The organism is Aeromonas sp. Lyrl_2, from assembly GCF_051948815.1.
In the GTDB taxonomy this organism is placed as follows: domain Bacteria; phylum Pseudomonadota; class Gammaproteobacteria; order Enterobacterales; family Aeromonadaceae; genus Aeromonas; species Aeromonas veronii.
Genome location: NZ_JAYJLJ010000011.1, coordinates 95,344 through 109,628 on the forward strand (window position 1 = coordinate 95,344; position 14,285 = coordinate 109,628).

Annotated in this window: 15 protein-coding genes and 1 tRNA gene; 11 read left to right on the forward strand and 5 right to left on the reverse strand. The window is 58.9% G+C overall.

Features of this window, described 5'->3' with window-relative positions:
* The first annotated feature begins 60 nt into the window (after positions 1-60).
* The 5 genes from potA to VF684_RS11615 all read left to right on the forward strand — a co-directional run bounded on the left by potA (position 61) and on the right by VF684_RS11615 (position 3,941).
* Positions 61-1,215: a polyamine ABC transporter ATP-binding protein gene (gene potA, locus VF684_RS11595; protein ID WP_005340704.1), complete on the forward strand. Its 1,155-nt coding sequence runs from the start codon at positions 61-63 to the stop codon at positions 1,213-1,215.
* A complete protein-coding gene (locus tag VF684_RS11600; protein ID WP_005340703.1) occupies positions 1,212-2,117 on the forward strand; it encodes an ABC transporter permease subunit in 906 nt (301 codons plus the stop codon). Before potA ends, VF684_RS11600 begins: the two co-directional genes overlap by 4 nt.
* A complete protein-coding gene (locus tag VF684_RS11605; protein ID WP_005355472.1) occupies positions 2,114-2,959 on the forward strand; it encodes an ABC transporter permease subunit in 846 nt (281 codons plus the stop codon). The genes VF684_RS11600 and VF684_RS11605 overlap by 4 nt, the downstream gene beginning before the upstream one ends.
* A gap of 45 nt (positions 2,960-3,004) precedes the next feature.
* Positions 3,005-3,709 (forward strand): MOSC domain-containing protein, encoded by a 705-nt coding sequence (locus VF684_RS11610; RefSeq protein WP_139440650.1) that lies wholly within the window; start codon positions 3,005-3,007, stop codon positions 3,707-3,709.
* A gap of 155 nt (positions 3,710-3,864) precedes the next feature.
* Positions 3,865-3,941 (forward strand) — tRNA-Pro (locus tag VF684_RS11615).
* Between the two features lie 259 nt (positions 3,942-4,200).
* Here the strand turns inward: VF684_RS11615 and VF684_RS11620 are convergent.
* Together VF684_RS11620 and VF684_RS11625 are read right to left on the reverse strand one after the other, a co-directional pair.
* Positions 4,201-4,728 (reverse strand): AbiTii domain-containing protein, encoded by a 528-nt coding sequence (locus tag VF684_RS11620; protein ID WP_005356927.1) that lies wholly within the window; start codon positions 4,726-4,728, stop codon positions 4,201-4,203.
* Positions 4,729-4,852: 124 nt separating this feature from the next.
* Complete coding sequence (locus VF684_RS11625; protein ID WP_005355465.1) at positions 4,853-5,317, reverse strand: thioesterase family protein; 465 nt, start codon at positions 5,315-5,317, stop codon at positions 4,853-4,855.
* Positions 5,318-5,450: 133 nt separating this feature from the next.
* Between VF684_RS11625 and recQ the strand changes: the two genes are divergently transcribed.
* A complete protein-coding gene (recQ, locus tag VF684_RS11630; protein ID WP_042081697.1) occupies positions 5,451-7,286 on the forward strand; it encodes an ATP-dependent DNA helicase RecQ in 1,836 nt (611 codons plus the stop codon).
* A 67-nt stretch (positions 7,287-7,353) separates the two neighbouring features.
* Here recQ and VF684_RS11635 read toward each other — a convergent pair whose 3' ends face one another.
* Positions 7,354-7,656 (reverse strand): c-type cytochrome, encoded by a 303-nt coding sequence (locus VF684_RS11635; RefSeq protein ID WP_005340687.1) that lies wholly within the window; start codon positions 7,654-7,656, stop codon positions 7,354-7,356.
* A gap of 105 nt (positions 7,657-7,761) precedes the next feature.
* On the opposite strand from VF684_RS11635, the gene VF684_RS11640 reads away from it, so the two are divergent.
* The 3 genes from VF684_RS11640 (at position 7,762) to VF684_RS11650 (ending at position 10,321) form a co-directional block, all read left to right on the forward strand.
* Positions 7,762-9,189, forward strand: coding sequence for a protein adenylyltransferase SelO (locus VF684_RS11640; RefSeq protein WP_139440651.1), 1,428 nt, complete (start codon positions 7,762-7,764; stop codon positions 9,187-9,189).
* A 10-nt stretch (positions 9,190-9,199) separates the two neighbouring features.
* A complete protein-coding gene (locus VF684_RS11645; protein ID WP_139440652.1) occupies positions 9,200-9,487 on the forward strand; it encodes a DUF3630 family protein in 288 nt (95 codons plus the stop codon).
* Between the two features lie 159 nt (positions 9,488-9,646).
* Positions 9,647-10,321, forward strand: a complete 675-nt coding sequence (locus tag VF684_RS11650) for a 7-cyano-7-deazaguanine/7-aminomethyl-7-deazaguanine transporter (protein WP_005340680.1) — start codon at positions 9,647-9,649, stop codon at positions 10,319-10,321.
* A 271-nt stretch (positions 10,322-10,592) separates the two neighbouring features.
* Here VF684_RS11650 and rraA read toward each other — a convergent pair whose 3' ends face one another.
* Positions 10,593-11,078, reverse strand: coding sequence for a ribonuclease E activity regulator RraA (gene rraA, locus VF684_RS11655; protein WP_005340678.1), 486 nt, complete (start codon positions 11,076-11,078; stop codon positions 10,593-10,595).
* A 146-nt stretch (positions 11,079-11,224) separates the two neighbouring features.
* On the opposite strand from rraA, the gene VF684_RS11660 reads away from it, so the two are divergent.
* On the forward strand, positions 11,225-13,078 hold the full coding sequence (locus VF684_RS11660) for a methyl-accepting chemotaxis protein (RefSeq protein ID WP_139730590.1): 1,854 nt from the start codon (positions 11,225-11,227) through the stop codon (positions 13,076-13,078).
* Positions 13,079-13,200: 122 nt separating this feature from the next.
* Entirely contained in the window at positions 13,201-13,851 is a 651-nt protein-coding gene (locus tag VF684_RS11665; protein ID WP_139440654.1) for a chromophore lyase CpcT/CpeT, read from the forward strand.
* Between the two features lie 100 nt (positions 13,852-13,951).
* On the opposite strand, the gene rpmE is transcribed toward VF684_RS11665, so the two are convergent.
* The gene (gene rpmE, locus VF684_RS11670; protein WP_005340673.1) at positions 13,952-14,167 is read right to left on the reverse strand and encodes a 50S ribosomal protein L31; all 216 of its coding nucleotides are present in this window, start codon (positions 14,165-14,167) and stop codon (positions 13,952-13,954) included.
* Positions 14,168-14,285 lie beyond the last annotated feature (118 nt).

Here is a 14,285-nt window from a genome sequence, read left to right on the forward strand (position 1 = left end):
GGCGCCAAATCGCTTTTATGGATCGGCCGCAAGGCCGGTATCACGTTGGGGAGTTTGGTAATGGCGATAGCCTCCAGTGCCTACAAGAAAGCCCTCGAGGGCAGTCAGCAGCGCAAAGAAGTGCTGGTGAAAATTGATCGGGTAAGCAAGCAGTTCGACGAAACGCTGGCGGTCGATAACGTATCTCTCAATATTCACAAGGGAGAGATTTTCGCCCTGCTCGGCGGGTCCGGTTCCGGCAAATCGACTCTGCTGCGGATGCTGGCCGGTTTCGAGCGCCCGACCGAGGGGCGGCTGTTCCTCGACGGGGTCGACATCACCGATATGCCCCCCTATGAACGCCCCATCAACATGATGTTCCAGTCCTACGCCCTGTTCCCCCATATGACGGTGGCCCAAAACATCGCCTTTGGCCTCAAGCAGGATGGCCTGCCCAAGGCCGAGATCGATGCCCGCGTGGAGGAGATGCTCAAGCTGGTGCAGATGACCCAGTATGCCCGCCGCAAACCGCATCAGCTCTCTGGTGGCCAGCGCCAGCGGGTGGCGCTGGCCCGTTCCCTGGCCAAGCGTCCCAAGTTGCTGCTGCTGGATGAACCCATGGGGGCGCTCGACAAGAAGCTGCGTTCCAAGATGCAGCTGGAGCTGGTTGAGATCATCGAGCGGGTCGGGGTTACCTGCGTCATGGTGACCCACGATCAGGAAGAAGCCATGACTATGGCGGAGCGGATCGCCATCATGCACCTCGGCTGCATCGAGCAGATCGGCAGCCCGATGGATATCTACGAGACTCCGGCCAGTCGGCTGGTGTGCGAGTTCATCGGCAACGTCAACCTGTTCGACGGCCTGCTGGTGGAGGATGAACAGGACCACGCCACCATCGCCTGCGCCGATCTGGAGCAGCCCATCTATGTGGGCCACGGCATCAGCTCCCGCGCCGAAAACAAGAAGGTGACCTACGCCCTGCGGCCGGAAAAACTGCTGATGAGTTTGCAAAAGCCGGAGGAGATCGAGCACCCGGATTTCAACTGGACCAAGGGTGAGGTCTATGACATCGCCTATCTGGGCGGTCACTCGGTTTATCACATCCAGCTGCCCTCGGGCAAAATCGTTCAGGCTTTCATCGCCAATGCCGAACGCCACGGCAAGCGGCCAACCTGGGATGACCAGGTGTTCCTCTACTGGGAAGATGACAGCGGCGTGGTGCTGCAATCATGAAGTTCTTGCAACGACTGAAGCGGGTCGGGGGGCGCCGACTGGTGATTGGCATCCCCTTCTTCTGGCTGTTCCTCTTCTTCCTGCTGCCCTTCGTCATCGTGGTGAAGATCAGTTTTGCGGAAGCGGATGTGGCGATCCCGCCCTACACCGACGTGGTGAGCTGGGCCGACAATCAGCTCACCATTCTGCTCAACATGGGCAACTACCTGCTGCTGCAGGAGGATGAGCTTTATATCGCGGCCTATCTGGGCTCCCTCAAGATGGCCTTTGTCAGTACTTTGCTCTGCCTGCTGATTGGCTATCCGATGGCCTACTCCATCGCCCGGGCCAACAAGGAGACCCAGACCGTGCTGCTGCTGCTGATCATGATGCCGACCTGGACCGCCATTCTGATCCGGGTCTACGCATGGATGGGGATCCTCAGTAACAACGGCCTGCTCAACAGCGTCTTGCTGGGTATCGGGGTGATCGACGAACCGCTGCAGATCCTCAACACCAACCTGGCGGTCTATATCGGCATCGTTTACTCCTACCTGCCCTTCATGGTGCTGCCGCTCTACGCCAATCTGGTCAAACACGATCAGAGCCTGCTGGAGGCGGCCTCCGACCTGGGGGCGCGCAACCTGACCCGTTTCTGGCAGATCACGGTGCCGCTCTCCAAGAACGGCATCATCGCCGGCTGCATGCTGGTGTTCATTCCGGTAGTGGGGGAGTTCGTTATTCCGGAAATGCTGGGCGGCCCGGAGACCCTGATGATCGGCAAGGTGCTGTGGCAGGAGTTCTTCAACAACCGCGACTGGCCGGTTGCCTCTGCGCTGGCGGTGGTGATGCTGGCGGTGCTGATCATTCCGATCATCCTCTTCAACCGTAACCAGGCCAAAGAGCTGGAGGGCAAGGCATGATGAAGCGTTTCGGTTTTGCCAAACTGATGCTCTGGCTGGGGCTGCTGTTTATCTACCTGCCCATGATCATCATGGTGATCTACTCCTTCAACGCCTCTAAGCTGGTGACGGTGTGGGGCGGTTGGTCGCTCAAGTGGTACTTTGGCCTGCTCGACAACAAGCAGCTGATCGGATCTGTGTTCCGCTCGCTGGAGATCGCTTTTTACACCGCGATCGCCGCGGTGGCGCTGGGGACGGTGGCAGCCTTCGTACTGACCCGAATTCCCCACTTCCGTGGTCGCACCTTGTTCGGCGGCATGGTGACGGCGCCGCTGGTGATGCCTGAGGTGATCACTGGTCTGTCGCTGCTGCTGCTGTTCGTGGCGATGGCCCAGCTGGTGGGCTGGCCCGCCGAGCGGGGCATGCTGACCATCTGGATCGCCCACACCACCTTCTGTACCGCCTACGTGGCGATCGTGGTGTCGGCGCGGTTGCGGGAGCTGGATCTCTCTATCGAGGAGGCTGCGATGGATCTTGGCGCCAAGCCGTGGAAGGTGTTCTTCCTGATCACTATCCCGATGATCGCCCCCTCGCTGGCGGCAGGTGGCATGATGTCGTTCGCCCTGTCGCTGGATGACCTAGTGCTGGCGAGCTTCGTCTCCGGCCCGGGCTCGACCACCTTGCCGATGGAGGTCTTCTCGGCGGTGCGGCTCGGGGTTAAACCCGAGATCAACGCGGTGGCCAGCCTGATCCTGCTGTCGGTATCGCTCTTTACCTTCGGCAGCTGGTATCTGATGGCCAGGGCGGAGAAGCGCCGTCGTGCCGAGATCGCCATGACCACCCAGATGCAGGCCGTGGTCTGACGGCATGATAAGATCCGCCTACTCTCGTCAACCTGGAGGATGAGTATGCGGATCTCCCTTTTTAGCGGTCGTGGCACCGAGCTGGTGCCCGGCCTCACCAGCGCTATTCACAAGCAACCGATCTCTACACCAGTTCGCTGTACCTTTGCCGGTCTGGAAGGGGATGAGCAGTGTGACCAACGCCACCACGGTGGCCCGGATCGGGCGCTCCACTACTATCCTGCCGATCACTATATCTGGTGGCGGACCTGGCAAACCGCGCTGGACTTGCCTGCGCCACACACACCCTGGCAACCTGCCGCCTTTGGCGAGAACCTCTCCGGTCTCGGGCTGACCGAGGCGCAAGCCTGCATTGGCGATGTCTATCGACTCGGCGAGGCGCTGATCCAGATCAGCCAGCCGAGATCCCCCTGTTTCAAGCTCAACCAGCGCTTTGGCTATGGCCAGATGTCGCAGGTGATGCAACTGAATGGTCGTTGTGGCTGGCTGCTGCGGGTGCTGGAGGAGGGGATGGTGTCGCCGGAGTCGGCCATGGAGCTGGTAGACAGACCCTATCCCGAACTGACGGTGAAGCGCACGGCGGATATCCTGTTCAATCAGGTGCGCAATGAAGCGGATCTGCTGATGTTGCTGGAGAATCCGGCCCTTTCCCCCAACTGGCGCCAGCATGCAGCCGACTGGCTGGAGCATGGCACTGTGGCTGATTGGCAGCGCCGTCTGCTGGGGCCAGCCTCCCCGCGCCTGGCCTGACAGCCGGTTACCGGAATGTCACCAGCTGGCTGCAGCTCGGTAAACGGATGAAAAGAGTGCTGAATAGTTGAGCGAACGACACTTTTTTTCCTGCCAAATGCAAAAAAGGCTTGTGTCGGGTCTGGGCTTTCGGTAAATTCCCGTCCCGCAGACATCGGTGTGTAGCGCAGCTTGGTAGCGCACTTCGTTCGGGACGAAGGGGTCGGAGGTTCGAATCCTCTCACACCGACCAAATTTGAAAAGGCCGCTCAATAGAGCGGCCTTTTTGCATTTTCCTTCCAGTTACTAGGTTTTTCATTAGCTGCTGACCTGTTACCTGGCCAAGTGATCTGACTTGATGTATGCAGGGTCGAAGCAAGCCCACTGACATTAAAAGGGCCACCGCTCGGTGGCCCATCGGTGGAGTCTGATCCTGACTCCGGCACTCTAGATTGTGGCAATCTCGCTATGGGTCTTGTCTATGGTGCCCTCCTTGCGCGCCAGGCGCTTACTCAGATATGCCAGTGCTGATGCCGCAAAGCCTTGAAACTGTGTTGAGGCAGCAAGGCCGCGTGCTTGGGGTACTCACTAATGAAATGTTCTATTCCCTCCATCAGTTGTGCACGTAATGAAATCACGGGCTCATGCCAGGCTTGCAGGCATAGATGGCCGGGGATCAACTGCTCCTGATAATCTTCCAGCAGCTGTTCTGGCCAGGGTTCAATACCGGAATTGCGTTGCAGCAAATAGTGGGCGGCGGGTTCACGGGCATAAATGAACTGAATTTGGGCCAGATCGCGTTGGCATAGCGTTTGACTGTTGATGTGACAGGTCAAATATTTTCCCGTTTTCAGATCCAGAAAGTGACCGCGTTGCCGACAGGGAACGATGCGATACCAAGGCAGGGGTGAGGAGAGAGAATACCCCTCAAGCTCCTGTTCCAACCAGTGGCGACACTCGGGTGTCTGCACCTCGTCGAGCATGGACTCGAGCTGTGTCAACAAGGCTCTGGATGGTTTGATGGCCAGTTTCGCACTCATCGCCTGCAATCCTCCCTCTGCACACAATCCCGACTATCAGTATGGACCTTGTTCGGCCTGAGGGGGTAAGGAATCTAATGATTAAAAGTGGATTAGCCGCGTGGTTTTTATGCACTAACTTGGTTCAACCCACCAGATAGGTACCAGTGCCGAAGGCGATGTGGGTGCCCTCTTCGTTGTGCAGCTCCATCCGGGCTACCGCGACCTTGCTACCGGCCCGGATGATGTGGGCGGTGGCAATAAACTCGTTGCCGCGCCCCGGGCGCAGGTAATCCACCCGCAGATCGATAGTGCCTAGGCGGGCGAAGCGCTCCTTGAGATAACTGGGGGAGAACTCCTCCAGCTCGTCGATGCAGGAGGCGGCGACGATCATGCCACCCGCCACATCCAGCAGCGTGGCGGTGACGCCGCCATGCAGGATGTTGTGGAAAGGGTTGCCGATCAGCTTCTCATCCATCTTGATGCGCAGCTCCACCTTGTCGAAGTCGTAGTGGGTCACCTGCATGCCGATCAGCTTGTTGAACGGCATCTTCTCGGCAAACAGGTTGGCAATGCCACTGAGCGCCATCTTCTTGAGCATCTGTTTCATTCTCTGATCCCAATCCTTGTCATCAAAGCCGAGTAAAAACTCCAGCCAGTCTGCAACAGTTCCTTAACAGTCGCAATGGCAGGTTTATTGTGGGCGGCGGCTGCTTTAGAATGGCGACCCCAAAGGAGAGCCCATGACCGCGATTGCCGAAACCCTGCCAGATCCTCAGCCAGAGAGTCCGCTTGCCCTGCTGCAGGCGGTTTTCGGCTATCAGCAGTTTCGGCCGGGCCAGCTCGAAATCATCGAGCAGATTGTCGCTGGGCGCGATGCGCTGGTGCTCAAGCCCACCGGTGGCGGCAAGTCGCTTTGCTACCAGATCCCGGCACTGCTGCGGCCCGGGCTCGGGGTGGTGGTCTCTCCACTGATCTCCCTGATGAAGGATCAGGTCGACAGCCTGCGCGCCAACGGTGTGGCGGCGGTCTACATCAACTCGGCCCTCAGTCGGGAGGAGATGATTCAGAACTTCGCCGCCATGCGCCGCGGCGAGATCAAGCTGGTCTATGTCTCCCCCGAGCGCTTGCTGCAGCACGAGTTTATGGATCGGCTGGCCGAACTGCCGCTCGGGCTGTTCGCCATCGACGAGGCGCACTGCGTCTCCCAGTGGGGCCACGATTTCCGGCCTGAGTATGCGGCGCTGGGGCGGCTAAAACAGTGGTTCCCACAGGTGCCGGTGGTAGCGCTCACCGCCACCGCCGACGAGGCGACCCGCAGCGACATGCTGCACCGCCTAGAGCTGAACGATCCCTTCATCCACACTGCCAGCTTCGATCGTCCCAATATCCGCTACAGCCTGGTGGAGAAGTTCAAGGCCGCTGAGCAGTTGCTGCGTTACGTGCAGAGCCAGAAGGGCAACTGCGGCATCGTCTACTGCTCCAGCCGCAACCGGGTGGAGGAGGTGGCCGAGCGGTTATCCCGCCACGGCTGCAAGGCCGCGCCCTATCATGCGGGGCTGCCGCTCGAGCAGCGCCAGCAGACCCAGGATGCCTTCCTCAAGGACGACATCGAGATAGTGGTGGCGACGGTGGCGTTCGGTATGGGCATCGACAAACCCAATGTGCGCTTCGTGGTGCACTACGACATCCCGAAGAACATCGAATCCTACTATCAGGAGACCGGCCGCGCTGGGCGCGATGGCACCCCCGCCGAGGCGCTGCTGCTCTACGATCCCGCCGACATCGGTCGGGTGCGCCGTCTGCTCGACAACATCGAGAACCCGCAGCAGTTGCAGGTGGAGCAGTACAAGCTCAACGTGATGGCCGCATTTGCCGAAGCGCAGACCTGCCGCCGTCAGGTGCTGCTCAACTACTTCGGCGAGTACAACGACAAGCCGTGCGGCAACTGCGATATCTGTCTCGATCCGCCCAAAAGTTATGACGGTACCGAAGATGCCCAGAAGGCGCTCTCCTGCGTTTGGCGGGTGGGGCAGAATTTCGGGGTGGGTTATGTGGTGGAGGTGCTGCGCGGTTCCCTCAACCAGCGCATCAAGGATCACGGCCATGACAAGCTGTCAACCTATGGCATCGGCAAGGATCAGAGCCACGAATACTGGATGAGCGTGATCCGCCAGCTGATCCACAAGGGGCTGCTGACCCAGAACATCACTCGCAATCTGGTGCTGCAGCTGACCGAAGCGGCCCGCCCCGTGCTGCGTGGCGAGGTGAAGCTTGAGCTGGCGGTGCCCCGCTTGCAGCCCATCTCCAGCCGCAAGGAGAAGCGCAATGGCCTGCTCGACAACGCCAACTACGACAAACGGCTGTTCAAGGAGCTGCGCGGCCTGCGCAAGCAGATTGCCGAGGATGAAGAGGTGCCGCCCTACGTGGTATTCAACGATGCGACCCTGGTTGAGATGGCTCAACTGATGCCGATGACCGAAGACGAGATGCTGGCTATCAACGGCGTTGGTCACCGCAAGCTGGAACGCTTCGGTGAAGCCTTTATGGACCTGATCATCGATTACTGCCGCCGGTAGGGTCGATTAGGCAGCCTAATCGACCACGGCAAGCACGGCTCGGAAGAACTTGGGGTCAGACGCGAGGTTATTTCAGGCTGGCGTAGAAGGCCGCCAGATTGTCGATATCCGCATCGGTCAGCGGCGCCATGAAGGGGTCCATCAAGGGCTCTTTGCGAGTGCCATCCTTGAACGCTTTCAACTGTTTCACCAGATAGGCGGCATTCTGACCCGCCAGATGGGGATAGTTGGGGATCATCGCCTTGCCTTCCACCCCGTGACAGGCAGCACAGACCGCCGCCTTGGCCTTGCCTGCCTCGATATCTGCAGCCTTGGCCTGATGACCCCACGCCAGTGCCAGCAAGGGCAGGGCATATACCCATTTTTGCATCTTCTTCTCCTTGAATTGAAAAATGATGGTCGCCAGTTAGCGCAAGCATGGCTGACGGCAGTATAAAGAGTGACACGAGCATACGCAGGGACGAATGGCACAACCATGAAGTTGATCAACACTTTTGCGACCGAGTTGCCCTGGGCCTGTGAACCTGTAGCCCCCCAGCCGCTGCAGCAACCCCGGTTGCTTCATCTCAACCGGGCTTTGCTGGATGAGTTGGGGCTGGGAGGCGTCAGCGAGGCTGACTGGATCGCCTGTTGTGGCGAGGGAAAAGTGCTGCTAGGCATGCAGCCGGTAGCGCAGGTCTATGCGGGCCATCAGTTCGGGGGTTATAGCCCCCGGCTTGGAGATGGTCGCGCGCTGCTGCTGGGTGAGCAGCTGGCGCCGGATGGTCAGCGCTGGGATCTGCACCTGAAGGGGGCAGGAAAGACGCCGTTTTCCCGCTTTGGCGACGGCCGCGCTGTATTGCGTTCGAGCATTCGCGAATATCTAGCCTCCGAAGCGCTCCATGCCCTCGGCATACCGACCACCCGGGCGCTGGTGCTGGTGGGCAGCCAGGAGCCCGTTTATCGCGAGCAGGTTGAGACCGGGGCGACCGTGCTGCGTACCGCCCCCAGCCATCTGCGCTTCGGCCATATCGAGTATTTCGCCTGGAGCGGGCAGGGAGAGAAGATCCCGCCACTCATCGACTATCTGCTGCGCCACCACTTCCCCGAACTGGAGAGTGGTGCCGAACTGTTTGCCGAGGTAGTGCGCCGCACCGCGCGGTTGATTGCCAAATGGCAGGCGGCGGGCTTCTGTCACGGGGTAATGAATACCGACAACATGTCGCTGTTCGGCCTGACGCTGGATTACGGCCCCTACGGCTTTATCGATGCCTACGTGCCCGATTTTGTCTGCAACCACTCGGATCCGGCGGGCCGCTACGCGCTGGATCAGCAGCCCGCGGTCGGTTACTGGAATCTGCAAAAGCTGGCGCAGGCGCTGGCTGGCCATGTAGACGGTGATGCATTGACTGCGGCGTTGGCCCAGTACGAGCAGCAGCTGATGCTGCACTACTCCGAGCTGATGCGGGTCAAACTCGGGCTGGCGGTGTGGGAGGAGGATGACCCAGCGCTGTTCCGCGAGTTGTTCCGGTTGCTGGCGGCTAACAAAGTGGATTACCACCTGTTCCTGCGCCGTCTCGGTGAGGTGACGCAAGAGGGGGCGTGGCCCGCATCTCTGCTGGTCCTGTTGCCTGAACCACTGGGTTGGCAGGCGTGGCTGGAGCGCTATCGGGCGCGGCTAATGCGCGAAGGCAGCGAGGATGCCGTGCGCAAGGCGCAGATGGATGCCATCAATCCCAAGTATGTGCTGCGCAATGCGCTGGCTCAGCAGGTGATAGACGCCGCCGACGCAGGGGATATGCGGCCGTTCGAGCGGCTGTTCGCCGCCTTGCAGCGCCCCTTTGATGAACAACCCGAATATGAGGATCTCGCCACCCCGACTCCGGCATGGTATTGCGGTGGTGAGCTCTCCTGCAGTAGCTGAGAGACAGGGAATGAGTTGGCAAATCAAACAGGTAGATAGCGAAGCTGGCGTGGTGACGCTGGATTGCCCGGCGCTCGACTGGGACACGTTCCCGCTGTTGGCGCAGGACTTGTTGCGAGAGTGGGAGCTGCAGCCGCTCGATCAGGATGCGGGGGCTGACCGCCATAGCTGGTTGCTGGAGTTTGAAGGGAGCCAGTTTCGGCTGGAGTATGAACACTACAGCGGTTGCTGGCTGGAGGCGGTGCGCCCGGCGGATCGGGAGGCGCTGCTCTGGCTCGCCAGACAGCACAAGGCGTGACTATCGCCCACAAGGCCTGCTCTGCCGCTGGCCAACCTGGACAAGCGTAATCGCATAAAGATTGAACTATCGGTTTGGGGGCGTATAATCTCGCCCCTCGATTATCGCCAATGGTGGCGATATGGGTTCCCTAACCCCATTAACCAAAAAGGTCACAAGATGAATCTGACCCCTGCGCAGTACCAAACGGCGCTCGTTCGCCTGTCGTTGTTCCACATCCTGATCATTGCCAGCAGCAACTATCTGGTGCAGCTGCCGATCACCGTGTTTGGCTTCCATACCACCTGGGGCGCGTTCAGCTTCCCGTTTATCTTCCTGGCCACTGACCTGACGGTGCGGATCTTCGGTGCCGGTCTGGCACGCAAGATTATCCAGACCGTGATGCTGCCTGCGCTGGCGGTCTCCTATGCGCTCTCTGTGCTCTTCTTCGAAGGGAGCTTCCAGGGCGTTGGTCATCTGGCCGAATTCAATCTGTTTGTGGCACGTATCGCGCTGGCCAGTTTTATGGCCTATCTGGTAGGGCAGTTCATGGATGTGGTGGTGTTCAACCGGCTGCGTCTGCTCAAGCAGTGGTGGATTGCACCTGCGGCCTCCACCCTGTTCGGTAATCTGGTTGATACCATCGCTTTCTTCAGTGTGGCCTTCTGGCGCACCACAGATCCTTTCATGGCTGAGCACTGGGTCGAGATCGCAACCGTTGATTACGTATTCAAGTTGCTGATAAGCCTTGGTTTATTCGTGCCGCTCTACGGTGTCTTGTTGCGCTACCTCAGCCGTAAGCTGGTGGGCGAGGCCGGATTATCCAGCCTGCAAACGGCCACCCGGCAAGCCTGACCAGATTGACCACCCTTCGCGGTGGTCAATTTTTTTGCACTTTCTGCAAATAGCGCTTGCCTACTTAAATGAGAATGATTATTGTTAACTTGTTTTCCGGGAAAGACTTCATTCGTTCCAACGTGATGGACTTCTTGTGAAGGCACGACATTGCTCACATTGCTTCCAGTTAAGGGCCAGTTTATCTGGCCCTCTTTTTTTGCCATTTTTCAGCAAGTTGTAGGCATAAAAAAACGGGAGCCAAGGCTCCCGTCATCACGCTGTCTGTGGCTTACTCGATATCGAGAGCCTCGGGGGAGAGGATCACCCCAGTGGTATCGGCGTATAAGTGGTCGTCGGGCAGGAAGGTCACGCCACCGAAGTTGACCGGCAGATCGGTCTCCCCCACATCCTTGCTGTCGGCACCGACCGGAATGGCTGCCAGTGCCTGAATGCCGATATCCAGATCTTCCAGAATATCGACTTCGCGGACGCAGCCGTAGCAGACAATCCCTTCCCAATCATTCTCGGCCGCCGTGGTGGCGATGTCGCTGTCGATCAGGGCGCGGCGCATGGAGCCACCGCCATCGATCAGCAAGACGCGTCCCAGTCCGTTCTCTTTGACGAGTTCACGGATAAGACCATTCGATTCGAAGCATTTGACGGTGGTGATGACGCCGCCGAAAGAGGCACGGCCGCCGAAGGAGCAGAGCATGGGTTCAAGCACATCCACCATGTCCTGATAGATGTCGCACAGTTCAGAAGTATTGTATTCCATAGTGTCAAATCCACGGCTGGAAACAGGTGCAACCAGTATAAGGAGTGGGTGTGGCATTTCAATGAATATTCCTTGCACAGATCACCTGTCGCCGCTTTTCTGCATAAGCTCAATGCAGTTCACTGTCTGTTTGCGAGAGGTCCATCGTGCTTATCCGTCATAAGTTGATCCTGAATACCGTGCTGGTTGCCGTTGCCATGCTGGTACTGAGCGGCCTGTTTATCTACTCCAGCCAGGTGCACCGTCACCTGACCGAAGCTCAGCGCAATATCGACCAGCTGGAGATCGCCATGCTCAACCTGCGGCGGGCCGAGAAGGATTTTCTGATCCGCAAGGATATGACCTTCGTCGAGCGCTTCAATCAGGGGCTCTCTGACTTTCACCAGCACAACCGGGAGCTGGTGACTGATGACAATCTGGCGGCCGTCGAGGGGGAGCTGACCAGACTGGATCAGCAGATCAGCGGTTATGGCAAAGCCTTCAACGATCTGGTGGCCCAGCAGCAGAAGATTGGTCTGGGGCCAGAGGAGGGGCTCTATGGCAAGCTGCGGGCGGCGGTGCATGAGGTGGAGAATGGGCTCAAGCAGCTGGATCAGCAGGGGTTGCTCATCACCATGCTGCAACTGAGGCGGGCGGAGAAAGACTTTATGCTGCGCTCCGATATCCAGTATCTGGAGCGTTTCGAGACCTTGCACAAGAGTTTTCAGGATAGCCTTGCCACTTTGCCGGAGGCGGATCGCGGCAAGCTGGAGCAGGCCAGCAAGCAGTACCGGCAGGACTTTGTGGCGCTGGTGCAGGGGATGCAGGTACTGGGGCTGAAAGAGGATGAAGGGCTGCGTAACCAGATGCGGGATCTGGTGCATCAGACCGAACAGGGGTTTGCCGCCGTCGATCAGCACATTGTCGCTGAGCTGGAGCGGCAGAGCGCTCGCCTCAACAGCCTGATGCTGGTCTGTGGCGGGGTGATTGTGGTGCTGATCGGCATCATGAGCGTGCTGCTGGGGCGCAGCATCGACCGTCCCATTACTCAGGTGAATGATACCGTCAACCGCATTCGTCAGGATAATGACCTGCGCCTGAAGATAGAGCTGCGCGGGGCAGATGAAATGGCCCAGCTGGCAGGCAATCTCGACGTGATGCTGGGCGGGTTTCGCAACCTGATTGGCGATGTGAAGCAGAGCGTGCACACCCTGACCGAAGCGGCGGATCACCTCTCGGCCAACGTCAAACGCACCAGTGAAGGGGCGGCGCGCCAGCTACAGGAGACCGACATGGTGGCGACCGCGTCCACCGAGATGGGCTCCACCATCGAAGAGATCGCCCGCAACACCGAGCAGGCGGCCAACAATGCGCAGGCGACCAACAACAAGGCGATGGAGGGGCGGGCTGCGGTCGAGAATACTGTCGAGCAGATCCGCTCGCTGGCGGGCAATCTGGAGAGCTCATCCCGCGAGGTGAGCCAGCTGCAAAAAGAGAGCGAGACCATCGGCTCTGTGCTTGACGTGATCCGTGGCATTGCCGAGCAGACCAACCTGCTGGCCCTCAACGCGGCTATAGAAGCAGCCAGGGCAGGGGATCAGGGGCGCGGCTTTGCGGTGGTGGCCGATGAGGTGCGCAATCTGGCCATCCGTACCCAGAAATCGACCCAGGAGATTGCCGGCATCATCAGCTCGCTGCAGAAACAGACCGGCAGCATCGTCGAGGTAATGGCGACCTGCCGCGAGCAGGGCAACCGCAGCTCGGATCAGGCCAGTACCGCAGGGGAGTTGCTGGGGCAGATCACTCAGGATGTTACCAACATCATGGACATGAGCACCCAGATTGCCGCCGCCATCGAACAGCAGAGTCTGGTGGCCAACGAGGTGAACCGCAACGTCAACAACATCCGCGACATCGCCCAGGAGTCGAGCATCATGGCAGAGGAAAATGCGAGATCCAGCGAGGGTCTCAACGAGCAGGCCCAGCTGCTCAACAAGGCGGTGGCAAAATATCGGGTTTAGTGAGCGGACTGGCATCCTTGTGAGGTTTTTGCACCAGAGTGGCAATGATTTGATCGTAATGGCTGTTATTGGGGTAATTCGCTCATATAATCGCCGCCACTATGATGATTCGGAAGGATTCGATGGCAAAGTTGCTGGTGGCCGTATTCGGGCTGCTCTGTTCCTGTCTGGTGTTGGCAGGTTCGGCGCCTCAGGCTACCCCACTCAAGCTCGGCATGGAGCCGCTACTCAGCTGGTTCAACGGGGCCTTTACGAGCCGGGAGCAGGCCAGTTACGACAGCCGCTTTACCAGTGCCGAGCTGCGCTTGATGGAGATCTGGCCCGGCTATCAGGGCTATCGCTGGGTCTATGCCGAGCAGTATCTGAGCATGCGCTCCGTCCGTCCCTTCCGCCAGCGCATCTATCGCTTCTCACCCGCCCCTGACGGGAGGATCCTGATGGCAGAGCTGACCATGCCCCGTGCCACCGATTTTGCCGGTGCCTGGCATGATCCCGCCCTGCTCGACAGTCTGACCCCGCAGCAGCTCTCCTTGCGCCACGGTTGCGAGATCTGGCTGACCCGCACCCCCTCCGGCGAATATGCCGGTCATACCCGGGTGGGCCATTGCTCCACCGATTTTGGCGGTGCCACGACGCTGGTGCAGCATATCTGGATTGGCCCCGATAGCGTCAGATTGCTGGATCGCGCCTATGACAACGCAGGGAGCCCGCGCTGGGGCAGCCCGGGTGAGGGGTATGTCTATTTGCGTCGTTCCAAAGGATTTGGCCAGTAGGGGAGAGTGCGTCTGGCTGTGGGAACATGAAGGATGAAAAACAGGGATCGTAAAAAAGGCGCCCATTGGGCGCCTTTTTCAGAATTCTTCAGAAGTAAAATTACTTCTTGGTGGTCATCGCACCGAAACGCTTGTTGAACTTGTCTACGCGGCCGCCGCTAGAAACTTCTTTCTGCTTGCCGGTGTAGAACGGGTGGCACTCGGAGCACACGTCCAGGTTCAGATCTTTACCGATGGTAGAGAAAGTGTTGATGACGTTACCGCAAGAGCACTTGGCGGTGATGGCTACGTAGTCAGGATGGATACCAGCTTTCATGGACAACCTCAATTAATAGGCCGTGTCGCCATCCGATCTCTTGTCGGACACCACACGATTGTTGAACACAGTTTCAAAGGCTGCGAATAATATAGGAAATGCCTGAGATCAGGCAAGT